Origin of the sequence: uncultured Demequina sp., from assembly GCF_913055775.1 — a bacterium.
Lineage (GTDB): Bacteria > Actinomycetota > Actinomycetes > Actinomycetales > Demequinaceae > Demequina.
On sequence record NZ_CAJXJX010000017.1, the window covers coordinates 1 to 22,038 of the forward strand.

At 69.6% G+C, this 22,038-nt stretch carries 22 protein-coding genes and 1 tRNA gene; 13 read left to right on the top strand and 10 right to left on the bottom strand.

Translation table 11 applies throughout. The features are described from left to right. Both QZ483_RS03005 and QZ483_RS03010 read left to right on the top strand, forming a co-directional pair. Positions 1-899 (top strand): FUSC family protein (locus tag QZ483_RS03005; RefSeq protein ID WP_297081507.1); only part of this gene is annotated, 899 nt, incomplete at its 5' end. Between the two features lie 21 nt (positions 900-920). Then, a tRNA-Ser gene (locus QZ483_RS03010) sits at positions 921-1,011 on the top strand. Between the two features lie 61 nt (positions 1,012-1,072). Here the strand turns inward: QZ483_RS03010 and QZ483_RS03015 are convergent. The 6 genes from QZ483_RS03015 to QZ483_RS03040 are packed head-to-tail and all read right to left on the bottom strand — an operon-like array spanning position 1,073 to position 7,213. After that, positions 1,073-1,798 (bottom strand): TSUP family transporter, encoded by a 726-nt coding sequence (locus QZ483_RS03015; protein ID WP_297081508.1) that lies wholly within the window; start codon positions 1,796-1,798, stop codon positions 1,073-1,075. Next, on the bottom strand, positions 1,795-2,796 hold the full coding sequence (locus QZ483_RS03020; protein WP_297081509.1) for an ABC transporter ATP-binding protein: 1,002 nt from the start codon (positions 2,794-2,796) through the stop codon (positions 1,795-1,797). The genes QZ483_RS03015 and QZ483_RS03020 overlap by 4 nt, the downstream gene beginning before the upstream one ends. Further along, the gene (locus QZ483_RS03025) at positions 2,789-3,784 is read right to left on the bottom strand and encodes an ABC transporter ATP-binding protein (protein WP_297081510.1); all 996 of its coding nucleotides are present in this window, start codon (positions 3,782-3,784) and stop codon (positions 2,789-2,791) included. The genes QZ483_RS03020 and QZ483_RS03025 overlap by 8 nt, the downstream gene beginning before the upstream one ends. Continuing rightward, a complete protein-coding gene (locus QZ483_RS03030) occupies positions 3,781-4,707 on the bottom strand; it encodes an ABC transporter permease (RefSeq protein WP_297081511.1) in 927 nt (308 codons plus the stop codon). Before QZ483_RS03030 ends, QZ483_RS03025 begins: the two co-directional genes overlap by 4 nt. Next, on the bottom strand, positions 4,704-5,639 hold the full coding sequence (locus tag QZ483_RS03035) for an ABC transporter permease (RefSeq protein WP_297081512.1): 936 nt from the start codon (positions 5,637-5,639) through the stop codon (positions 4,704-4,706). The genes QZ483_RS03030 and QZ483_RS03035 overlap by 4 nt, the downstream gene beginning before the upstream one ends. A 20-nt stretch (positions 5,640-5,659) precedes the next feature. Continuing rightward, positions 5,660-7,213 carry an ABC transporter substrate-binding protein gene (locus QZ483_RS03040; RefSeq protein WP_297081513.1) on the bottom strand — a complete coding sequence of 518 codons (1,554 nt, stop codon included), beginning with the start codon at positions 7,211-7,213 and terminating at the stop codon, positions 5,660-5,662. A 363-nt stretch (positions 7,214-7,576) separates the two neighbouring features. Between QZ483_RS03040 and QZ483_RS03045 the strand changes: the two genes are divergently transcribed. Together QZ483_RS03045 and QZ483_RS03050 are read left to right on the top strand one after the other, a co-directional pair. After that, positions 7,577-8,254 (top strand): isochorismatase family protein, encoded by a 678-nt coding sequence (locus QZ483_RS03045; RefSeq protein ID WP_297081514.1) that lies wholly within the window; start codon positions 7,577-7,579, stop codon positions 8,252-8,254. Then, positions 8,251-8,643 (top strand): RidA family protein, encoded by a 393-nt coding sequence (locus QZ483_RS03050; RefSeq protein WP_297081515.1) that lies wholly within the window; start codon positions 8,251-8,253, stop codon positions 8,641-8,643. Before QZ483_RS03045 ends, QZ483_RS03050 begins: the two co-directional genes overlap by 4 nt. Before the next feature lie 9 nt (positions 8,644-8,652). Here QZ483_RS03050 and QZ483_RS03055 read toward each other — a convergent pair whose 3' ends face one another. Continuing rightward, positions 8,653-9,552: a LysR substrate-binding domain-containing protein gene (locus QZ483_RS03055; protein WP_297081516.1), complete on the bottom strand. Its 900-nt coding sequence runs from the start codon at positions 9,550-9,552 to the stop codon at positions 8,653-8,655. Between the two features lie 295 nt (positions 9,553-9,847). Here QZ483_RS03055 and QZ483_RS03060 point away from each other — a divergent pair, with 295 nt between their 5' ends. From QZ483_RS03060 to QZ483_RS03100, 9 genes are all read left to right on the top strand, one after another. Beyond that, positions 9,848-10,603 carry an SDR family oxidoreductase gene (locus tag QZ483_RS03060; RefSeq protein WP_297081517.1) on the top strand — a complete coding sequence of 252 codons (756 nt, stop codon included), beginning with the start codon at positions 9,848-9,850 and terminating at the stop codon, positions 10,601-10,603. 28 nt (positions 10,604-10,631) lie between these two features. Beyond that, a complete protein-coding gene (locus tag QZ483_RS03065; RefSeq protein ID WP_297081518.1) occupies positions 10,632-11,210 on the top strand; it encodes a TetR/AcrR family transcriptional regulator in 579 nt (192 codons plus the stop codon). Continuing rightward, the gene (locus QZ483_RS03070) at positions 11,210-12,202 is read left to right on the top strand and encodes an NADPH:quinone oxidoreductase family protein (RefSeq protein WP_297081519.1); all 993 of its coding nucleotides are present in this window, start codon (positions 11,210-11,212) and stop codon (positions 12,200-12,202) included. The genes QZ483_RS03065 and QZ483_RS03070 overlap by 1 nt, the downstream gene beginning before the upstream one ends. Continuing rightward, positions 12,199-12,933, top strand: coding sequence for an SDR family NAD(P)-dependent oxidoreductase (locus tag QZ483_RS03075; protein ID WP_297081520.1), 735 nt, complete (start codon positions 12,199-12,201; stop codon positions 12,931-12,933). The genes QZ483_RS03070 and QZ483_RS03075 overlap by 4 nt, the downstream gene beginning before the upstream one ends. 167 nt (positions 12,934-13,100) lie before the next feature. Next, positions 13,101-13,790 carry an ABC transporter ATP-binding protein gene (locus QZ483_RS03080; RefSeq protein ID WP_297081521.1) on the top strand — a complete coding sequence of 230 codons (690 nt, stop codon included), beginning with the start codon at positions 13,101-13,103 and terminating at the stop codon, positions 13,788-13,790. Beyond that, the gene (locus QZ483_RS03085; RefSeq protein ID WP_297081522.1) at positions 13,787-14,521 is read left to right on the top strand and encodes an ABC transporter ATP-binding protein; all 735 of its coding nucleotides are present in this window, start codon (positions 13,787-13,789) and stop codon (positions 14,519-14,521) included. Before QZ483_RS03080 ends, QZ483_RS03085 begins: the two co-directional genes overlap by 4 nt. Then, positions 14,521-15,399: a branched-chain amino acid ABC transporter permease gene (locus QZ483_RS03090; RefSeq protein ID WP_297081523.1), complete on the top strand. Its 879-nt coding sequence runs from the start codon at positions 14,521-14,523 to the stop codon at positions 15,397-15,399. The genes QZ483_RS03085 and QZ483_RS03090 overlap by 1 nt, the downstream gene beginning before the upstream one ends. Further along, entirely contained in the window at positions 15,396-16,565 is a 1,170-nt protein-coding gene (locus QZ483_RS03095) for a branched-chain amino acid ABC transporter permease (RefSeq protein WP_297081524.1), read from the top strand. The genes QZ483_RS03090 and QZ483_RS03095 overlap by 4 nt, the downstream gene beginning before the upstream one ends. A gap of 4 nt (positions 16,566-16,569) precedes the next feature. After that, positions 16,570-17,898, top strand: a complete 1,329-nt coding sequence (locus QZ483_RS03100; protein WP_297081525.1) for an ABC transporter substrate-binding protein — start codon at positions 16,570-16,572, stop codon at positions 17,896-17,898. 192 nt (positions 17,899-18,090) lie between these two features. On the opposite strand, the gene QZ483_RS03105 is transcribed toward QZ483_RS03100, so the two are convergent. From QZ483_RS03105 to QZ483_RS03115, 3 genes are read right to left on the bottom strand one after another with little or no spacing between them, the layout of a single operon-like run. Next, entirely contained in the window at positions 18,091-19,692 is a 1,602-nt protein-coding gene (locus QZ483_RS03105) for a long-chain fatty acid--CoA ligase (RefSeq protein WP_297081526.1), read from the bottom strand. 56 nt (positions 19,693-19,748) lie between these two features. Beyond that, positions 19,749-20,942 (bottom strand): acyl-CoA dehydrogenase family protein, encoded by a 1,194-nt coding sequence (locus tag QZ483_RS03110; RefSeq protein WP_297081527.1) that lies wholly within the window; start codon positions 20,940-20,942, stop codon positions 19,749-19,751. Continuing rightward, positions 20,942-21,979 carry a phosphotransferase family protein gene (locus tag QZ483_RS03115; protein WP_297081528.1) on the bottom strand — a complete coding sequence of 346 codons (1,038 nt, stop codon included), beginning with the start codon at positions 21,977-21,979 and terminating at the stop codon, positions 20,942-20,944. The genes QZ483_RS03110 and QZ483_RS03115 overlap by 1 nt, the downstream gene beginning before the upstream one ends. Positions 21,980-22,038: the final 59 nt, after the last annotated feature.

Consider the following 22,038-nt stretch of genomic DNA (forward strand, 5'->3'; position numbering starts at 1 on the left):
ACTTCTCCTCGCTCCCGCGCCTCGAGCGCCTGCGGCTGCGGCCCTTCGCGGGTCTGATCCTTGTGGCCTCGTCCGCCCTCGGAGCGCTCGTCGGTTCGTACCCTGTGGCCGCCGGCATCAGCCTGGCCGCCCTCACCATCGTCGTCGGGGCGCTGGTTCACGGCTACCGGCTCGGACCGCCGGGGCCGCTGTTCCCCATCATCGTGTTCGGCATGTCAGGACACGTCGCGGCCGTGGGCGTGCCCCCGGGCACGATCGTCGCCTGCGTCGCGTCCGGCTGCGCTCTGGCCATCGTCATCTCGATTGCTCCCCTCGTGCGTCGCGTGCACTGGAAGGTGAGGCCGCGCCCGCTGCCCGTCCTGCTTCAGCGGCCTGAGTGGGATGCGGGTGCACGCCAACTGCTGCTGCGGACGGCGATCGTCGCCGTGGTCGGCACCGCCGTGAGCGTGCTCTTTGTCGACCCAGAGCGCGCGTACTGGACGGTCGCGGCAGGGGTCGTCGTGATCGGCGTGGTGCCCGGCCGCGGGCCCGCGCTCTCGCGAGGCGTGCACCGCACTCTGGGAACCATCGTGGGCGTCGGCATCTATGCCGCCATCATGGCGCCCGGTCCCGGACCGCTCGTGATCGCGGCCGTGCTTGGCCTGCTGCAGTTCATCACGGAAGTCGTGATCGTGCGCCACTACGCGATCGCGACCGCAGCCATCACGCCGCTCGCGCTGATCCTGGTCAGCAGCGCCGTGGGCGACCCCGGATCCGCGGAGTTCATCAGCGAGCGACTCATCGACACCGTTGTCGGCGCTGGCATCGCTGTGGCGACCGCCCTCCTCCATCCCCCCGCGCCACCCGATCCTGCGGGCCGGTTCGCGCCGCCGCATCGTCCCGATTATGAGTTGGGGTGAACTGAAGGTAACCTTTTCCGCGGTGACGTGTCCGAGCGGCCGAAGGTGCAGCACTCGAAATGCTGTGTACGGTAACCCCGTACCGTGGGTTCAAATCCCACCGTCACCGCCATAGCGAAGAGCCCGGCTCCCGATGAGGGAGGCCGGGCTTTCGTCATTGCCACGGAGTGACATCAGGCGGAGCCGAGTACCTGTTGCAGAGCGAGGATCGCAACGCTCAACACCGACACCACGATCGCCACCTGGCGCGTCCTGGAGGGGTTCAGGAAACGCGCGATCACATGGGACAACGCGTAGCCCCCGAGCGCGGGTAGCGCGAGCGCCGCGGCGAACAGCAGCTGCTCCGAACGGACGCTACCCGTTGCCAGCAGCGCCAGCAGCGACGCGAGCGATCCGACGAGGAAGAACATTGCCATCGAGCCCCGCAATCGGGCGCCCGACCGGCCCTGCCACACAAGCGCCATGGGCGGGCCGCCGATGGTCGTAGTCGTGCCCATGACACCCGAGGCGAATCCGGCCGACACCAGCGCGCGCTTGCTGGGCGCGGGCCGCCATCCCCCCACGGTCAGGACCACGCCGATGAGCACCGTCACGATCACGATCCATGCGATCCCCGCGACGGGAATCACGACCAGCAGCAGGGCGCCGGCCACACCGCCGGGAAGGCGTCCGGCCAGTGCCCAGCCCGTGCCATGCAAGTCCAGATGTGCGCGCTCGCGTATCGCAACCACGAGGGTGAGAATCGTCGTCACCAGCAGCAGGGTGGCCGGTAGCAGGTCTGGCGCGAAGAAGGCAACAACCGGAGCGGCGAGCATGCCGAGTCCGAAGCCGACGGCGGACTGCAGGCATGCCCCGACGACGATGACCACCGCGATGGCGGCGAAGGCGGCGACCGTCACGAGGCTCGGTTCTCGTCCGCCGGCTGCGCAGTTGGCTCGCGGAACGGGTGGTGGCACGCGACCGCGTGCCGCGGGTTGTCTCGGGCGAGCAGGCCCGGCACCTCGGCGCACGCCTCCGTAGCGAGCCAGCACCGGGTGCGGAAGCCGCAGCCGGTGGGCGGCTGGGTGGGCGACGGGATCTCGCCCTGGAGGACGATGCGCTGGCGAGGATCCGCGCGATCGAGCTGTGGGGCCGCCGACAGCAGGGCTCGCGTGTACGGATGGGTGGGACGCTCGAAGATCTCGTCCGCCGGACCGCTCTCGACGATCCGCCCCAGGTACATCACGGCAACGCGGTCGGCGATGTGGCGGACCACCGCCAGATCGTGGGAGATGAAGAGGTAGGACAGGCCCAGATCAGTCTGGAGCCGTTGCATGAGGTTGATGATGTGCGCCTGCACGGACAGGTCGAGAGCTGACACCGGCTCGTCCGCCACGATCAGTTCCGGGTCGAGCGCGAGCGCGCGTGCGATCCCGATGCGCTGGCGCTGACCACCGGAGAACTGCTGGGGGCTCTTATCCGCATCCGACGCCCGCATGCCGACCAGTTCGAGCAGCTCCGCAACCCGCGCACGCGGGTCGGCGGGCCGCTTCTCCGGATGCGCGAGCCACGGCTCGGCGACGATGCGACCCGCCGTCATGCGCTCGTCCAGGGACGCGTACGGGTCCTGGAACACCACCTGGACTCGTCGTCGCCACTCTCGCAGAGCGCGCCCGCGGATGCCCGACGGATCCGTTCCGGCGAGCATGACCCGACCCGCGTCCGGCTCATCGAGATGAGCGACGAGCCGCCCCAAGGTGGACTTTCCGCAGCCCGACTCCCCGATCACGGCCACGGTCTCGCCCTGATGAATCGTCAGGCTCACGCCATCGACTGCTCGCACCTGTGCCTTCGAGAAACCGCGTTGAATCGGGAAGGAACGTTCCAGGTCCGTCGCGACCAGCACCGCGTCACTCATCTCGACCCTCCAAGGGGAAGTGACACGCCACGGCGCGCTGACCGGAGACCCCGTTCTCAGACGACAGCCGAGGTCGGGAGGTACGGCACACCTCGGTAGCAAGAGGGCACCGGTCCTGATAGACACACCCCGCCGGGATACTCCGCAGATCGGGTGGGTTTCCGGGAATGGATGGCAACGCCTCGCCACGCTGAGCACGCTCGGGTAGCGAGTCAAGGAGTCCGCGAGTGTAGGGGTGGCGAGGTGAGCTGAGCACGTCCTGGGTCTGCCCCTGCTCGACGACGACCCCTGCGTACATCACGGTGACCTGGTCCGACTCCTCCGAGACTACGGCGAGGTCATGCGTGATGAGCACTACCGCCATCTCGCTGTCGCCACGCAGCGTCCGCAGGAGATCCATGATCTGGGCCTGAACCGTGACGTCCAGAGCGGTGGTGGGCTCGTCGGCAATGAGGAGCCGAGGCGACAGCGCGATCGCGATCGCGATGAGCAGCCGCTGACGCATGCCGCCGGAGAACTCGTGCGGGTAGTCGTCGACGCGGCGCGCCGCGTCGGGGATGCCGACGCGCTCAAGCAGTCCTATCGCTTCTTCGCGCGCCGCCCGGGCGCTCATGCGGCGGTGGATTCGGAACGGCTCGCCGAGCTGTCGGCCCACGGTGTAGACGGGATTCAGCGCCGTCAGCGCATCCTGAAAGACGATGCCCACCGCGCTACCGGAGAGCCCGCGCCGGTGCGCAGGGGTCAGTGCCCTCATGTCGACCCCGTCGAGCATCAGGCGGCCCGAGGTGACGTGCGCCACGGGATCGAGGACGTCCGCAATTGCCGAGGCAGTGAGGCTCTTGCCGCATCCGGACTCGCCGAGGAGCGCCATCGTCTCGCCCTCCCGAACCTCGAAGTTGACGCCACGCACCGCTGCGAGGTCGCCCGAATGCGTGGAGATGTCGACGTCGAGGTCCTCAACGCGCAGGATCGGTGCGGCAGTGCTCATGAGGAAGCTCCTGGGGAGGTCGTCGCGCGCGAGCGGCGCGGAATGGTCAGGCGCCACCGCTGTCCAGGATCGGTGGCCAGGCGCAGCCAGTTCGCGAGCAGGTTGGCTGAGACGGTGATCAGGACGATCACCGCTCCCGGGAAAACGGTGAGCCACCACGCCGTACGCAGCTCCTCCCTCCCCTGGGACACCATGAGGCCAAGTGAGACGTCCGGCGGCTGTAGACCTATGCCCAGGAAGCTCAGCGCCGACTCGGCCAACATCACCGTGCACAGTTCGACGGCCGCGAGCGTCATCATCGTCGGGAGTGCGGAGGGGAGGAGGTGGTTCACCACCACTCGCCACGCGGGCAGGCCGAAGCTGCGCGCCGCGTCGACGGAGGTGCGGCTCTTGCGCGCCGCGGCGGCCGATCGCGCCGTTCGGATGTAGACGGGCAGGCGCGTGAGCGCGAGGATCAGCACGAGCGTGCCGATCGTCGGCGAGAATACATAGAGGACGAAGACCGCGACCACGAGCGACGGGAAGCTCAAGACGATATCCGCAAAGCGCATCACCGCAGACTCGAACCAGCCGCCGCGGTAGCCCGCGACAAGGCCGAGCAGGCCACCGATGACGAGGGAGATCGTGATCGCGGGGACCGCAATCATGAGCGATGACTGCGTCGCGACAATCAAACGGGCCAGCACGCTGCGGCCAAGCGTGTCCGAGCCGAGCATGAACTCCCAGCCGTTCGCGAGCGTGAACGGGGGTAGCTCGGCGTTGTAGAGATCCTGGTCGGTCGCGAGCGTGCCGAGGAACGGCGGCGCGACGAAGGCGATCACCACGATGGTGCAGAGCACGACGGCGGCGACAGTTGCGGTGCGATCACGCCGTAGCAGGTCGAACAGTCTTGGAGAGGCGGACCCCTGCGCATTGCGGGTCATGCGGAGACAGCCTTTCCTGCGGTTCGGACGCGCGGATCGAGCATGGCGTAGGCCGCGTCGATCACGATGTTCAGCGCGAAGATCGCGACTGAAGTGACCAGGACTGCAGCCTGGAGCACGGCAAACTCACGCCCGATGATCGAGTCGATCATCAGCTTGCCGACTCCGGGGAATCCGAAGATAGTCTCGATGACCACAGCGCCGTTGATGAGGCCGACTGCGAGGTCACCGGCAACGGTCAATGCGGGGGCCGCCGCGTTGCGCAGAGCGTGCGACATCACCACCCTGCGCTCGGTCGCTCCCTTGCTTCGTGCGAGTTTGATGTACGGCTCGCTCATCGCCGTGACCATGGCGCCGCGGACGAACTGCACGAGCACGCCCAATGGCCGCAGGAGTAGCGTCGCGACCGGCAGGACCCAGGCAATGACACCCGCGGTTCCGGACGTGGGAAGCCAGCCGAGCGTGATGGCAAACACCCAGATGCCCATCAGCGCCACCCAGAAGTCGGGAAGGCTGGCTGCGGCGAGCGAGATGAGGCTCGACAGCCGATCCATCAGGCTATTGGGCCGAAGCGCAGCGTAAGAACCGATCAGCACGGCGAGTGCGACGGCGAGGACCATGGCCACCGACGCGAGGGCGAGGGTCACGGGGAAGGCGCGCAAAACCATGTCGAGCGCGTCCTCCCCCGTTCTGAGCGACGTGCCGAGATCACCACGGAAGACACCCGCGAGGTACGTGCCGAGCTGAGCCAGCACGGGCTCGTCGAACCCCTGTCGGGCTGAGAACTCCGCGCGGGTCTCCTCGGAGGCCGTCACAGGGAGGTAGAGGGCGGACGGATCTCCGCTGAGCCGCGCCAGCACGAACACCCCGATGAACACGCCTGCCAAGGGGATGACGCTCATGAGTGCGCGTCGCGCCAGGAAGGTCAGCATCAGTCCGTCCGCCCTCGACCTCAGGACGCCGGGGTGATCTGGGAGAGCCGCACCTCGTCGCCCGACTGCGCGTCGGGGCTGTACGAGACGAACTCCGAGACCGCCATGAGGCCACGCTGGTGGAACAGCACCGCGAGTCCGGTCAGCTCCTCGTTGTAGTACTCGAGGATGTCTTCGTAGGCCTCCTGACGCTCGTCGCCCTCGAGCAGTGCTGCGTCCTCGATCATGGTGTCGAGGGTCGCGTCGCCGAAGTAGCTCACGACGCCGTCGCTGGTGAGGTACGGCACCACCGTGAACGAGGCGTCGCCGGCCGTGTTGCCGTGCGGCATCACCAGGGCGATGGCCTCCTCGTCACGCACGAACGGCTGCTGCTCATACTGCAGTTCCGTCGCCGCATCCATCATCTCGAGGCTCACGTTCAGTCCAATCTGGCTCATCGACTCCTGCAGCACCTGAGCAAGATCCTCCACGTTCGGGAAGTTCTCGATGCGGCCGATGAGCTTGATGGGCGTGTCCACGGCGACGCCGTCGGCGGCCGCTTCCTCCACGAGCTCCGCCGCGAGCTCGGGATCATAAGACCACGCCTGGATTTCGTCGTTGTAACCGACGGCGCCCGGGGGCACCAGTTGCCCGGCCGGAGTCACGAGCCCGTCGAAGAGGCCCTGAGCGATGGCCTCCCGGTCGATTGCGTAGTTCACGGCCTGACGCACCCGAATGTCGGTGAACGGCTCCATCTGGCCGTCCATGCGGAGCATGACGGTCTCGTTGTTGATGAATGACTGTCCCAGCTCCTCGGCGCCGTCGGACGCCGCGAGGCCGAATGCAAGGTCGGCCTCGCCCGAACTCACCATGGCGGCGCGCACGCTGCCCTCGTCGCGCCACTGGTACTCGACCTCAGGGAACGCAGGCGCGTCGCCCCAGTAGTCGCCAAACGCCGACAGCGACAGCGACGTGCCCTCGGCCCAGTCGCTGATCGCGTAGGGCCCGGTTCCGACGGGTTCGCGCACCTTCTCGTCCGGCGAGGCGTTGCTGATCTCCAGGAACGACAGGCGCAGAGGCAGTAGCGGGTCGGGGGTGTCGGTCGTGATCGCGAGAGTGGTCTCATCGACGACCTCGAGCCCCAGCGCCTGGTCCTCGAAGATGAAGCCCTTGACGTGACACTCAAGCTCGGTGTTCACGGAGCGGTCGATCGCCGCCGCCGCAGCCTCGGCGTCGAAGAGCGAGCCGTCGTGGAACGTCACGCCTTCGGCCAGGGTGAAGGTCCACTCGGTGTCACCGGTAGCCTCCCAGGATGTCGCCAGCAGCGGCTCGAGCTCGCCGCTGGTGGGGTTGAGTTGGGTCAAGGGCTCGGTGATGTTCGATCGCGACACGACGCCGACCGGCGACTGCGTCGAGTCACAAGCCTCGAGAGTCGGAGGCTCGCCGGCGAGGACGATCCGTAGCGTGTCATCGCCATCGGACTCCGAGGTATCGGCGCTTGCGCACCCAGCGAGCAATGCACTCAGCGCGACGCCCGAGACGATCGCGGGGGCGATCGTCGACGAGCGGCGTTGAGTCGATGCGGTTTCAGGCATGTCGTGACTCCATGTCGAGTAGTTGCAGCAGCGGTGGAATGTGGTTGATGCGTGCGCCATCGGGCCCTGAGACGCAAAAGACCGCCTCGGAACCGACGGCGGTAGAGCCAAAGTGCACGAGCCGAGGACGCGCGTCAAGGCTTGAGTACGGCCGGCGAACCGCGCCCCAACCCACTTCCGTGGGCCTGCGAAGGACGATCCCGCAGGAAAACAGGTATCAATCCACCACGCGCATCAATCGAGTCCAATTTGATGTTGGCCTTGAATGGACCAGATCGTTCATGCTGGGCCACATCGGCTGGCGCGAGCCACCCGACGCCGTTACCGCCGGACCACCCGGCGCACACCCCACGAGGAGATTCCATGGACAACATCACGGAGTCGGACGCAACGCGGGCCGCCATCGCCGACCAGTACTCGGCGGCCGGCTTCAGCGGACGCGTCGGCTTTGGCCGGCGGCCCGCGGTCGTGGTCATCGATTTCGCCAAGGCATGGCTCGACCCGGCGTCGCCCATCGGGAGCGACCTGAGCGGAGCCGTCGCCGAGACCATCCGCATCCTGCGCGCAGCCCGTGCGTCCGGGACCCCGGTGTTCTTCACCACGATGGCTTTCGAGCCCGACTTGAGCGATGTCGGCCAGAACGTGCTGAGGAAGAAGCGCCACACCGAGGTCCAGTCGAAGGGCTCGGAGTGGGTCGAGCTGGATCCCGCGCTCGAACGCCGACCGGACGAGGTGCTCATCGTGAAGCAGCGTGCCTCGGCGTTCTTCGGCACACCCCTGCTCAGCCAGTTGATCGCGCACAACGTGGACACGCTCATCGTCACCGGTTGCTCCACGAGCGGCTGCATCCGGGCAAGCGCGCAGGCGGCGCACGATAACAACCTGCGGGTCATCGTTCCCGAGGGCGCCGTCGGTGACCGCAACCGCGCCGCGCACGACTCCAACATCGTCGACATCAACGCCCGCATGGCCGATGTCGTGGACGTCGATGACGTCCTGTCCTATCTCGAAACCGTCAATGAAGGAGAGGCCCCCCGATGACTGCCCCCGAACCGGTGTTCCCCGACGGCGTGCTCGCGCCATTCGCGCCACTGTCCCCCGCCATGACATGGAACGGGCTCGTGTTCACGTCCGGCCAGATCCCGCGCGGCACCGAGGGCGAGATCCTCGGGGAGACCGTCACCGAGCAGACGCATGGCGTCCTCGAACGCCTACGACTCGTGCTCGAGGCCGCCGGCACGGATCTGAAACACGTGATTCGCACCACGGTGTACCTCACATCGATCGACGACTTCGCCGACATGAATGCGGCGTACAAGGAGGTCTTCGGCGATCACGCGCCCACCCGTACCTCCGTCGAGGTCTCGGCGCTCGCGTTCCCTGAGTACCTGGTCGAGATCGACGCGATCGCGGTGACTCCTTCGGATTGAGACCCTTCCTCAGTCTGACTCGGGGATGAGCGCGAGGACCTCGTGGAGAGCCGGGTTCGTGTCGCCTTCACGCCACGCTGCCTCCAGCCTCACGCTCGTCGCGTCGATGGCGGCGCCGGGGATGTCGAGCTCTCTGAACTCGACCCCGGCGACCGCCCATCGTGCGGCGGATTGGGGCACGATCGCGTAGCCGAACTCCGCGGAAACGAGCGACAGGAGAACGGGGATCTGGTCGGCGTGCATCGCCACCCGCGGCCTCACGCGGACAGTGGTGAACAGCCGCTGGACAAGACCGTGCATGTATGCGGTGTTCCGTAGGTCGTACATCAACAGCGGTTCGGCCGCCAACTCGGACGCCGCGAGCTTGCGCCCGGGCCGAGCAAGCGGGCTCGAAGCATGGACGGCCGCCACGAGCGGCTCGTGGATCACCACGCGCGAAGCGAGCCCTCGTCGGCCCGCCTCGACACGCAGAAAGCCCAGGTCGAGATCACCCGACCTGAGGCTCTGCATCTGATCACTCGACACCATCTGGTGCAGGTTGATGCGCACCTCCGGCAACTGATCGCGCACGCGCGCCAGCAGTTCGGGCACCAGCGAGAGAGCCGCCATCGTGGTGTGTCCCACGGTGACTGTGCCCAACGTTCCCGACGCTACCCGCCGCACGTCGATGGACGCGCGCTCCGCGAGCGCGATCATCTCGCGCGCCCGCGGCAGCAGCGTCTCACCGGCGGGCGTTAGCTCGACGCGCCGGCTGGATCTGCGGAAGAGCGAGGCCCCGAGGTCCTTCTCGAGCATTTGAATCTGGCGGCTCAGCGGCGGCTGCGTCATCGACAGCCGTGACGCGGCAGCCCCGAAGTGCAGCTCCTCAGCGACTGCGATGAAGGCCTGCAACTGGACGAGCGTCAGCATGCGCTCTCCTCAACCCGATCACCTCTCACGCGCCTGACGCTACCGGAGTCGTATCCCCATCGAGCCACACGCGACGTTGCGCGTTCCTTGGTCCTCATGTGTCGAGGTCGGCCGGCGTCACGCACTCCCGGACGCCAAGCGCCATCGGCGCGGTGTGGCCACGTGTCCGAACGACCGAAGGCGCAGCACGAGGAATCCCATGCACGGCGGTCCCGTATCGTGAGTTCATTCGTCTTAGTTGCCCGTGCTAGTGTCATACCGACTAGACGGTTTGCTAGTGGCGCAAGGAGGCGCGATGCGGGGAACGGACGGCTTGCGGCGCTTCGACGGGACCGTCACGGTGCTCACGGGCGCGAGCCGCGGCATCGGCTTGGCGATAGCCCAGCGCCTCGTCGACGAAGGCGGCTCCGTCATCATCACCGGACGCAAGCAGGACTCGCTCGACGCGGCGGTCGAGGCACTCGGCGGGCAGGCGAGCGCCATCGCGGGCCGCGCGGACGACGCCGAGCACCGGGACGCGGTCATCGCCCATGCGATCGAGCGCCACGGCCGCCTCGACCACCTGGTGAACAACGCCGGCATCAACCCGGTCTACGGCCCCATCGTCGACATCGACGCCGCGGCGGCCAGGAAGATCATCGACGTCAACCTCCTCGCGATGCTCGGGTGGGCGCGCGCCGCTGTCGCTGCAGGACTCGCCGGGTCCATCGTCAATGTCGCGTCCGTCGCCGGGCTCGCGTCGAGCCCCGGAATCGGGTTCTACGGGATCTCGAAGGCCGCGGTCATCAATCTCACCATGCAGCTGTCCCACGAGCTCGCGCCGGCGATCCGGGTGAACGCCGTCGCGCCAGCGGTCGTCAAGACGGACTTCGCGCGCGCGCTCTACGAGGCCGATGAGGCAGGAGCCGCGGCCGCGTACCCGCTCGCGCGGCTCGGCGAGGTCGAGGACGTGGCCGGACCGGTCGCGTTCCTGCTGTCCTCGGACGCCGCGTGGATCACCGGCGTTACCCTGCCCATTGACGGCGGCGCTGGCGTCCGGCCGTTCCTGTGATCAGCATCGAAGCCTTGGAGACACACACATGAAGGACTCCCACGTCGCAGACGACGTCACCCGCGCGGCCGTCGAACTCTTCGCGACCCAGGGCTACGCGACCACCAGCGTGCAGCAGATCGTCGAGCGTGCCGGCGTCACCAAGGGCGCGATGTATCACTACTTCGAGTCGAAGGACGATCTCCTCTTCGGGATCTACGAGCGGCTGCTCAGCCTCCAGAAGGCGCACCTCGACGAGATCATCGGGCGCGGCGGCGACACGGTCGGCGTGCTGCGCGCCGTGTGCATCGACGTGCTCGAGACGTCGATCGAGCACCTGCAGGAAGGCACCGTGTTCTTCCGCAGCATGCACCTGCTGTCGGAGCCTCGGCACCAGGAGGTCACGCGCCGCCGCCGCGAGTACCACAACGAGTTCGCCGCGCTCATCACTCGCGGCCAGGCCGAGGGCGTCTTCCGCGCCGACATCCCCGTCGCCATGCTGGTGGCGCACTTCTTCAGCGACGTGCACTACCTCTCCCACTGGTACTCGCCGGAGGGCCCGGAGGACCGCGCACTCGTCGCGGAGCAGCTGACCGACCTGTTCCTCGCGAGCCTCAAGGAGACCTGATGACGGGCACGATGCGCGCGTGGCGCGTGACCACGCTGGGCGAGCCCTCCGAGGCACTGCAGCTCGACGAGATCGAGACGCCGCAGCCCGGCCCCGGCGAGGTCCTGATCCGCACGCGCGCCGTTTCCGCGAACTTCCCCGACGTGCTCCTGTGCCGCGGCCTCTACCAGGTGCGGCCCGAACTGCCCTTCTCTCCCGGCATCGAGCTCGTGGGCGACGTGGTCGCTCTCGGCGACGGCGTCGAGGGCATGAGCGTCGGCGACCGGGTGATCGGCTCCAAGATCGGCGTGCTGGCGGAGCTCGCCGTGCTGCCGGCCTCCGACGTCTGGCCGGCTCCCCCCGCGCTCACCGACGCCGAGGCCTCGGGCCTCACGGTCGCGTACCAGACGGCGTGGTTCGCGCTGCACAGGCGGGCGGAGCTCAAGCCCGGCGAATGGCTGCTCGTGCATGCCGCGGCCGGCGGAGTGGGCCTTGCCGCGGTGCAGCTGGGAGACGCCGCCGGCGCGCGCGTGATCGCCGTCGTGGGATCCGAGGCCAAGGCCGCCGTCGCGCGCGCGGCAGGCGCCGAGGTGGTGCTTGTCCGCGGCGAGACCGACATCGCGGCCGCGGTGAAGACCGCCACCGGCGGCCACGGGGCGGACGTCGTGTTCGACCCCGTGGGCGGAGACGCGTTCATGGCGTCGACCAAGTGCATCGCCTTCGAGGGACGCATCGTGGTCGTGGGCTTCGCCGGCGGCGAGATCCAGTCCCTGCCCGCCGGCCACGTGCTCGTCAAGAACTACTCGGTCCTCGGGCTCCACTGGGGCATGTATCCGGGCATCCGACCAGATCTCGTCGACGCGGCGCGCGCGGATCTCGCACGCCTCGCCGAGGAGGGCGCGATCGCGCCCGTGGTCGACCGCGTGGTCCCCTTCGACTCCGCGCCGGAGGCTCTCACCGCTCTCGCGGGCGGCGCCACCGTGGGTCGCGTGGTGATCGAGGTCGCGGCGTGACCGATCTCGCCGGCCGCGTGGTCCTGGTCACCGGCGGCGCGCGCGGCATCGGGGAGGCGTACGTCCGGGCACTGCACCGGGCCGATGCGCGGGTCGTGGTCGCGGACATCCTCGCCGAGGAGGGGGCGGCGCTCGCGCAGGAGCTGGGCGAGCGGGCACTCTCCGTGCACCTCGACGTGACCGACGAGGCGCAGTGGGACGCGGCCGTGCGCGACACGCTGGAGCGCTTCGACGCGCTCGACGTCCTGGTCAACAACGCCGGCATCGCCAACGCCGCTCCCATCGAGCACATGACCACGGAGAAGTGGAACGCCGCGATCGCCGTGAACCTGACCGGGGTGTTCTTCGGATGCCGCGCGGTGGTGCCGATCATGAAGGAGCGTGGCGGGGGCTCGATCATCAACATCTCGTCGGTCGAGGGCATGCGCGGCAGCCGCGGCCTGCACGCCTACACGGCGTCGAAGTTCGGGGTGCGCGGGCTGTCGCAGTCCCTCGCGGTGGAGCTCGGGCCCGACGGCATTCGCGTCAACAGCGTGCACCCCGGCGTGATCCTCACGCAGATGACGGACCGGATCGACCCGGCCCACCTCGACATCCCGCTGGGACGGCCGGGCCTGCCGGAGGACGTCGCGGGGACGATCGTGTTCCTCGCCAGCGACGACTCCCGCTTCACGAGCGGTGCCGAGTTCGTGGTCGACGGCGGCATGATCGCCGGCATCCCTCACCAGTAGGCCCCCGCACCCTCGCTGCGCCGGGTCTCCGCGCGCTCTTCATCACAGTCTGACAACAAGGCATACCGTCCGGTCGGTTTCTGCGCTACTGTTGCCACATCCGACACGAAGAGGTGCCGATGTACAGCGACCGACCCCCTGCAGCTCCGGGTGTCCCACGCCTGAGCGTGAGCGACCTGACTGTCCGCTTCGGCGGCCTGACCGCCGTCGACCATGTCAGCTTCGACGTGGGCGACGGCGAGGTCGTCGCGCTGATCGGCCCCAACGGCGCCGGCAAGACGACGGTGTTCAACGCTGTCTGCGCGCTGGTGAGCCGCAGCGGCCAGATCCTCATCGACGGCGCGCCCGCGCCGCGCCGGACCGCTCAGCTCGCCGCGCGCGGCGTCGCGCGCACCCTGCAGGGGCTGGGCCTCTTCGACGGCCTCACCGTGGCCGAGAACGTGGCCGTGCCGGTCTCGGGCGAGGCGGACGCGCCGTCCCGCGTCGCGGCGCAGCTCGAGGCTCAGGGCCTCACGGCGGATGCCGACCGCCCCGTCGCCTCACTGTCGTACCCCGATCGCAAGCGCGTGGCGCTCGCGAGGGCGCTCGTGTCCGAGCCCCGACTCCTGCTGCTGGACGAGCCTGCCGGCGGGCTGGGCTCGGAGGACATCGCGGCACTGTCCGACACGGTGCGCTCGATCGCTGCCGGAGGCTGCTCCGTGCTCCTGGTGGAGCACCACGTCGACTTCGTCATGGACCTGGCGGACCGCATCGTCGTGCTCGACTTCGGGAGCGTGATCGCCCAGGGCCCCCCCGCTGAGGTGCAGGACGATCCCCGGGTCGAGGAGGCCTACCTGGGCGTGCAGGTGGCGTCATGACCACGCGCACCGCCACGGGCGCCGAGGTCTCGATCACCGGCCTGACCGTGGGCTACGGCGGCGAGCCCGTGCTCCACGGCATCAACCTCGACATGAAGCCGGGCGAGATCGTCGCCGTGCTGGGCGCCAACGGCGCCGGCAAGTCCACGCTGCTGCGCACCCTCGCGGGCCTGGTCCGGCCCACCGCCGGAACCATCGACCTGTTCCGCTCCGACATCACGGGCCTGCGCACCGAGGACCGCGCCCGGCGCGGCCTCGCGCTCGTGCCCGACGGCCAGAGCGTGGTCGCCGAGCTCTCCGTGGACGAGAACCTGCGGCTCGGGGCGCTCTGGCGCCACCGCGGCCCGGCGCGCGCGCGTGCCATCGGCAGGGTCTACGAGCTCTTCGAGCCGCTGGACCGTCGCCGCTCCAGCGCCGGCCACCAGCTGTCCGGAGGCGAGCGCCAGATGCTCGCGATCGGCCGCGCGCTGGTGGCGGAGCCCACGCTGCTGGCCGTCGACGAGCCGTCCCTGGGCCTCGCGCCTCGCGTGGTCGCCGACCTCATGGCGGTGCTGCGCGACGCGTCCGCGCGGACCGGCCTGACGATCCTGCTGGCCGAGCAGAACGTGACGAGCGCGCTGTCGATCGCGGACCGCGGCGTCGTGCTCTCCCTGGGCCGGATCGTCGCGGACGCCCCGGCCGAGACCCTGTCGAACGACGCCGCCCTTCGACACGCCTACCTGGGGTTCTGATGGATCACCTGCTCTTCCTGCTCGCGACCGGCCTGGCCCGGGGCGCGATCTTCGCCCTGTTCGCGCTGTCGCTCGTGCTCATCTGGCGCGCGGCCCGCATCATCAACTTCGCTCAGGGCGCGATGGCGTTGGTCGCCACCTACGTCGCGTTCGCGGTCACCGGGCTGAGCGGCTCCTACTGGGTGGGGCTCACCGCCGGCATCCTCGCAGGAGCGGTGATCGGCTTCGGCGTGGAGCGCGGGCTGATGCGCTTCACGAAGGACTCGCATCCACTCGCCGGGATCATCGTCGCGATCGGCCTCGTGATGGTCCTCCAGGCGCTGCTGGGGATCTTCTTCGGGCAGCAGCACCGCCCCATGCAGACGCCGTTCTCGGACAGCCCCCTGCTGTGGGGCGACACCCCGCTGCTGTCGCCCTACGACCTGTTCGTGCTCGTGGTCGCGCTCGGCGTGATGGGCGTGATGGCCCTGCTGTTCAACCGCACCTCGCTGGGACTGCAGCTGCGCGCATCGGCCTTCGCGCCCGAGGTGTCCCGGGTGCTCGGGGTGCGCGTGTCGCGCATGGTGACGATCGGCTGGATGCTCTCCGCCGCCGTCGCCGCGCTCGCCGCGATGCTGCTGGTGCCCACGGAGCTGGGCCTCAACCCCCACTCGACCGACGTGCTGTTCATCTACGCGTTCACGGTCGCCGTGGTCGGCGGCCTGGACTCCCCCGTGGGCGCGCTGATCGGCGGGCTCGTGGTCGGCGTCGCGATGACCCTCGTGACCGGGTACATCGGCGCCACGGTCGCCCCGATCGGGGTGCTCGTCCTGCTCCTCCTCGTGCTGCTCGTACGGCCCGGGGGAATCTTCTCGATGAGGGAGGCTCGCAGCGCATGAACCGCATCGCTCCCGCGCTCACCGGCACCCGCCGCACGATCGTGTTCGGCGCCGTTCTCACCGTGCTCGCGATCGCCGGCACGTTCGGCCTCGATCCGTACCGGAACTTCCAGCTCGCGACCATCGTCGCCTACTTCTGCGCCGTCGCGGGGCTGACCCTGCTGGTCGGGCTGACGGGCCAGCTGTCGCTGGGCCATGCCGCGCTGATGGCGGTGGGCGGCTACGCCTACGCGCTCACCGCGAACCTGGCCACGGACTGGGGCCTCGACGGCGTGCCGCGCTTCCTGCTCGGGATGCTCGGGGCGCTCGTGGTCTCGACGGTGCACGGCTTGCTGCTGGGCCTCGCGGGCGCAAGGCTCCAGGGCCCGTACCTGGCGGGCGTCACCCTCGCCATCGCGATCGCGTTGCCCGCGGTGACCGCGCAGTTCTCGGGCGTGCTCGGCGGCGACCAGGGCCTGCAGATCGCCTACGAGGGCGTGCCGGAGATCTTCAGCCGGCTTATCGTGGTCGAGCAGTGGCACGCCTGGGTGTCGATCCTGATCGCCGGCGTGGTCGTCACCGCGCTCGCCGCGGTGCGCCGCAGCGCCCTCGGGCTCAAGATGCGAGCCGTCCGCGACGACGAGACCGCCGCGCGCCTGAGCGGCGTTCCCGCAGCACGCGTGAAGGTGATCGCCTTCACGCTGAGCTCGGTCGCCGCAGGGGCCGGCGGAGCCGCGCTGTGCTTCGTCACGCAGTCGATCAGCCCCGGCGCGTACACGCTCGCGTTCTCCCTGCTGCTGGTCGTGGCTGCCGTCGTGGGAGGCCTCGGCAGCATCGGGGGCGCGGCCCTCGGCGCCGCGCTGATCGTGCTGCTGCCATGGCTGGTCGGCACCGTCACCGACGCGTTCGAGATGTCCGCAGACCTCGAGCAGCGCCTCAGCGGCAACCTCGGCCTCCTGGTCTTCGGCGGCCTGCTCATCGTCGTCATGCTCGCGCGACCCGGCGGTCTGGCCAGCATCGGCCTCCGGCGCGGCCGGGGGCGGACGGCGCCGCCGCGCTCCCCCTCGCCTTTTGGCCCGGCCGCGAGCGCCGCGGCCCCCACGGACTCCCCCGCCGACGAAGCAGATACCGACCGCACTGGCGTCAAGGAGGTCGCCGTGCATGTCCCCACAGAAAGAGAGAGGTGACACCATGTCACAACGCTCCACCGCCCGCCGCATCGCGGCCTTCGCCAGTGCGTCTGCTGTCCTGGTCGCACTCGCTGGCTGCAGCACCCCCGCCACCGAGGATCCCGAGCCCACCAGCTCCGACACCGCGTCCGACGCTCCCGTCGAGACCGGCGACTCCACCGGCATCACCGACGACACCGTGACGATCGGCACGCACACGCCGCTGACGGGCCCTGCGGCCGCGGGCTACTCGTCGATCTCAGCGGCCGCGACCGCGTACTTCGAATACCTCAACGAGAACGGCGGTGTGCACGGCCGCTCGATCGAGTACATCGTCAAGGATGACGGCTACAACCCCGCTACGACCCAGACGGTGGTGCGCGAGCTCGTGCAGCAGGACGAGGTCTTCGCGATCGTGAACGGCCTCGGCACCCCCACCCACAGCTCGGTGCTCGACTACCTCAATGAGAACGAGGTCCCCGACCTTTTCGTGGCCTCGGGCGCGATCGCGTGGAACCGCCCGGACACGTATCCGTTCACGTTCGGCTTCAACGCCGACTACGTGGTCGAGGGAGCCGCGCTCACGCAGTACGCCGTCGACGAGTACCCCGACGCCGCGATCTGCCTGCTCGGCCAGGACGACGACTTCGGCGACGCGATGATCCAGGGCGCCGAACTGGTGCTCGGGGCCGACGGCCTCGCTCACGTCGAGCGCTACTCGGTGTCGAATCAGGACCTGACCGCGCAGATCGGCGCCATGCAGGCCGCGGGCTGCGAGGTCAACCTGCTCGCGACCATCAACGGGTTCACGGCGCTCGCCCTGGGCACCTCGGCGCAGTTCGGCTGGTTCCCGATGTGGTTCTCGTCGTCCTCGGGCGCCGACTACCCGACTCTCGTCACCTACCTGGGCGAGGACGTGGGACCGCAGCTGCTCCAGGGCCTCGTGGGCACCAACTACCTGCCCTCGCTCGGCGGCGAGGACGAGTGGGTGGCGCTGTTCCGTCAGGTCAACGACGAGTACAACGACGGCGCGCCCTTCGACGGCAACACCATCTACGGCATGAGCGTCGCGTACCTGTTCGCGGAGGCTCTCGCCGCCGCCGGCGAGGACCCGACGCGAGAGAGCCTCATGGAGGCGCTGACCTCGGGCGCTCTGGTGGGCAACGGCACCGTGCCGCTGTCCTTCTCGGACACCGTCCACGCGGCCTTCCTCGGGGTCGGCATCACCCAGGTCGATCAGGGCGTGCAGGACTACGTCGGCTCGGCCTACTCGGTCGTGGACGGCGTCGTCAGCGCGACTGAGCTCGCGCCGGTCGCCCTCGAGAACATGGGACTCCCCGCCGCGGGCTGACCCGCACCACCCCCGGGCGGGGGGAGGCCACGTGCCTCCCCCCGCCTTCTCGTGTGCCCGGGGCACTGGAGACGGGCCGATGCGGGCGCCGGGCGAGGCGCCGATGCGCGGCGCACCGGCGGGCACCGGAGACAGCAGAACGGGGGAGGCCGGTGGCCTCCCCCGCTCGGTGCGCGGCTGGTGGGCGCTCGCTCAGTCGGCGCGCGCCTCGGTCGAGCCGACGGGCGTGAACTGCTCCACGAGAACCCTCTTCAGGACCTTGCCGCTCGCGCCCAGCGGGAACTCCGACAGCACGTGCACCACGCGCGGGTACTTGTACGCGGCGATCCTGTCCTTGACGAACGCGATCACCGCGTCGGCATCGATGGTGTGCCCATCGAGCGGGACCACGGCGGCGTGGACCTCCTGGCCCTTGACCGGATCGTCGACGCCGAAGACGGCTGCGCCCGCGATGTCGGGGTGGCGCATCAGCGCGGCCTCGACCTCCGTGGGATACACGTTGTACCCCGCGCGGACGATCATGTCCTTCTTGCGGTCCACGATCGTCAGCACGCCGTCGATGTAGGTCCCCAGGTCGCCCGTGCGGAACCAGCCGTCGACCACGGCCTCAGCCGTCGCATCGGCCCTTCCCAGGTACCCCTTGAAGAGGTTGTGCCCCCGCACGACGATCTCGCCCAGCGCCTCCGGGTCGTCGAGGAGCTCGATGCGATCGTCGATCTCGGGATCCGCGATGGCGACGTCCACGCCCCACAGGGCAGTGCCGACGGTGCCCGGCCGGATGGGCTCGAACAGCGGGTTCGAGGACACGATGGGCGCGGTCTCGGTGAGCCCGTAGCCCTCGTAGACGTCGCAGCCGAACGCGTCGCTGAACGCCTCGAGGACCGCGACCGGGAGCGAAGCGCCGCCAGAGACCGCGTAGCGCAGCGGCGGCCGGGTCTCGGACCGGCGACCGGCCTCGATCACGCCCACGTACATGGTCGGCACCGCGGTGAACACGGTGGCCTGGTGATCGACCATGAGCTGGAGAGCCTCATCCGCCTCGAAGCGGGGCAGCAGGATGATCGAGGCGCCCACGCGGAAGCCGATGTTCATCACCGCGGTCTGGCCGAAGGTGTGGAACAGCGGCAGGCCGCCGAAGATGATGTCGTCCTTGTTGAGGTTGAAGTTGTCGACCAGGGAGCAGTGGATCTGCTCGACGATCGACAGGTGGCTGCCCACCGCGCCCTTGGGGGTGCCCGTGGTGCCGCTCGTGTAGAGGATCGTCGCGGGATCCGTGGGGCGGGTCGACGTGTGGCGCACGATCGGCTCCGCCGCCGCGGCCTCCACCTCGAGCCGGGGCAGGTCCACGCCGGCGTCCGCCGGGAGCAGGACCGTCACGAGGGGGACGCCCGCGCGGGCGGCGGCCGGAGCGGCCTCGCCCAGCAGGGGCGCGGCGACCACCACCAGATCCGCGCCGCTGTCGCGCAGCACGTGCTCGATCTCCTCGGACTTCAGCAGCAGGTGGACGGGCACCACGATGGCGCCCAGGGCGAGAGCGCCGTAGTACACGCGCGGGAAGTCGGGCACATTGGGCACGATCATCGCGACCCGTGACCCGGGTCCGATGCCGCGGTCGCGCATGGCACCCGCATACGCGCGGGTCTGATCCCACAGGTCGCTGTACGAGATCGACGTGCCCATGAAGTGCAGGGCCGGCCGGTCCGCGTGCCGGCGGGCGCTCTCGGCGAGGATGCTCGCGACCGAGAGCGTCGCGTTGCCGGCTCGGCTGATGGCGGGGTCGGGCTGGTGGCTCATCGCGGTCTCCTTCGACTGTGACTGAGGTGATTGTGCCGCAGATTCGCGGCGGCGGTTCATTCCCGCAGCTCGGCACGGCCGAGGCTGGCGAGGTGGACTTCATCGGGGCCGTCGGCGATCCGCAGCGAGCGGATGCCGGCGAACATCTCGGCGAGCGCGCCGCCGTGCAGCTGGATCGCGCGATCGAGGATCTGCTGCACCGCGCGCGGCACGGCGATCTTGATCGCCTGGATCTCGGTCATGGCCCTCCTGTTCCCGACCGTGTCCATGAGCCACGCGGTCTTGAGCACGAGCAGCCGCAGGGCCTCGAGCTGGATGCGGCTCTCCGCGGCCCACTCGCGCACCACGCCGTGCTCCGCCAGGGTGCGGCCGAACGCGTGCCGCTCGTTGGCGCGCTCCTTGACGAGGGCGACGGCATGCTCGGCCGTGCCCAGCGAGCGCATGCAGTGGTGGATGCGGCCGGGGCCCAGGCGCGCCTGGGCGATCGCGAACCCGTCCCCCTCGCCGGCGATGAGGTGGTCCGCGGGCACGCGGACATCGTCGAACACGATCTCGGCGTGGCCGCCATGGTCGCGGTCGGCGTAGCCGAACACGGTGAGCGGGCGGACGATCTCGACTCCGGGGGCGTCGCGCGGCACCAGGATCATGGACTGCTGGCGGTGCCGTTCCGCGTCCGGGTCCGTCTTGCCCATGACGATGAAGACCGCCGCCTCGGGATTCATCGCGCCGGTGGACCACCACTTGCGGCCGGAGATCACGTAGTGGTCGCCGTCGCGGCCGATGCGGGTGCCGATGTTGGTGGCGTCAGACGACGCGACCGCCGGCTCGGTCATGCAGAACGCCGAGCGGATCTGGGCGTTGAGCAGCGGCCGCAGCCACTGGTCCTTCTGCGCCGGCGTGCCGAAGTCGTTGAGGACCTCCATGTTGCCGGTGTCGGGGGCGGCGCAGTTGAACGCGACCGGCCCCAGCCGCGGGCTCCACCCGGTGGCCTCGGCGATGGGCGCGTACTGGACGTTCGTGAGACCGGCTCCGCCCGTGACCTCCGGGTCGCCGGGCAGGAAGAGGTTCCACAGCCCCTGCTCACGGGCCCGTTCCTGCAACTGCTTGACGATGGGCCAGTCGCCCCACTGCTCCGGGTGCGCGGCGAGCTGCTCGTCGAGGACCCGCTCCGCTGGCAGCGCGTGCTCGCGCACGAAGGCGAACGCCCGCTCGGTCAGCGCCAGCGTGGCGCCGTCGTGAGCGAAGTCCATCAGTGAACCTCCAGTCCTTGGCGCGCGAGGGGCTCGACGAGGGTGCCGATGCGCTCGTAGCCGTCGCCGACGGTGTCGCCGGCGCGGTAGCGGAAGTGGATGCCCTCGAGGATGACCGCGAGCTTGAAGGCGGCGAAGGCTCGATACCAGCCGAGGTCCGGCACCGGGTTCCCCGCGTGTGCCGCATACGCCTCGACGAGTTCGGCGGCGCTCGGGTAGCCCGCGACGGGGTCGACGGCGCTGGGAGCCGCGGACGTGGCCGGGTCCGGGATCGCCCCGAGGTCCCAGTACAGCGCGAGCATCCCCAGGTCCACGAGCGGATCCCCCAGCGTCGCCATCTCCCAGTCGAGAACCGCAGAGATGCGCGGAGAGTTCACGTCGCCCACCACCAGCGCGTTGTCCAGCCGGAAGTCGCCGTGGACGATCGACGCTCGCGCGGAAGCCGGCACGTCGACGTCGAGGCCCGTCGCAAGCCGGTCCAGGAACGGCGTGTCCCGCGACCGGGATGCCTCGAGCTGGCGCCGCCACGTGGACAGCTGGCGCGCGAGGTAGCCGTCGGGCCGCCCGAAGCCGTCGAGGCCCACGGCGCTCGGATCCACCGCGTGGAGATCGGCGAGGTGCTCGACCAGCTGGATGCTCAGGGAGTGCAGGCCGGCGCGCGAGTACCGGGAGTTCTGACGCCGATGCGCGAGCACGATGCCAGGAGAGCGCTCCATCACGAAGAAGTGGGTGCCGGTGACGGCCTGCTCCACCGTGTCATCCACGAGGTCCACGGCGACGGGCACGGGCACGGCGCTTCCCGCGAGGGCGGAGATCACGCGGTGCTCGCGCCGCATGTCGTGCGCGCTGGCGAGGACGTGGCCGAGCGGGGGCCGGCGCAGCACCAGCGGGACCCGAGGGCCCGTGACCGCGTACGTGAGGTTGCTGCGGCCCCCGGAGATGACCTCGACCCGCAGGGGGCGTGCCGAGCGCTCGGGATGCGCACGTGCGAGCCAGGCGTCGAGGCCCGCCACGTTCACGCCCGGGACATCGGTCATCGTCGACCCGCCTTCTCTCTCGCCATCGGGAGTGATCACGAGCATACCGGATGGTCGGT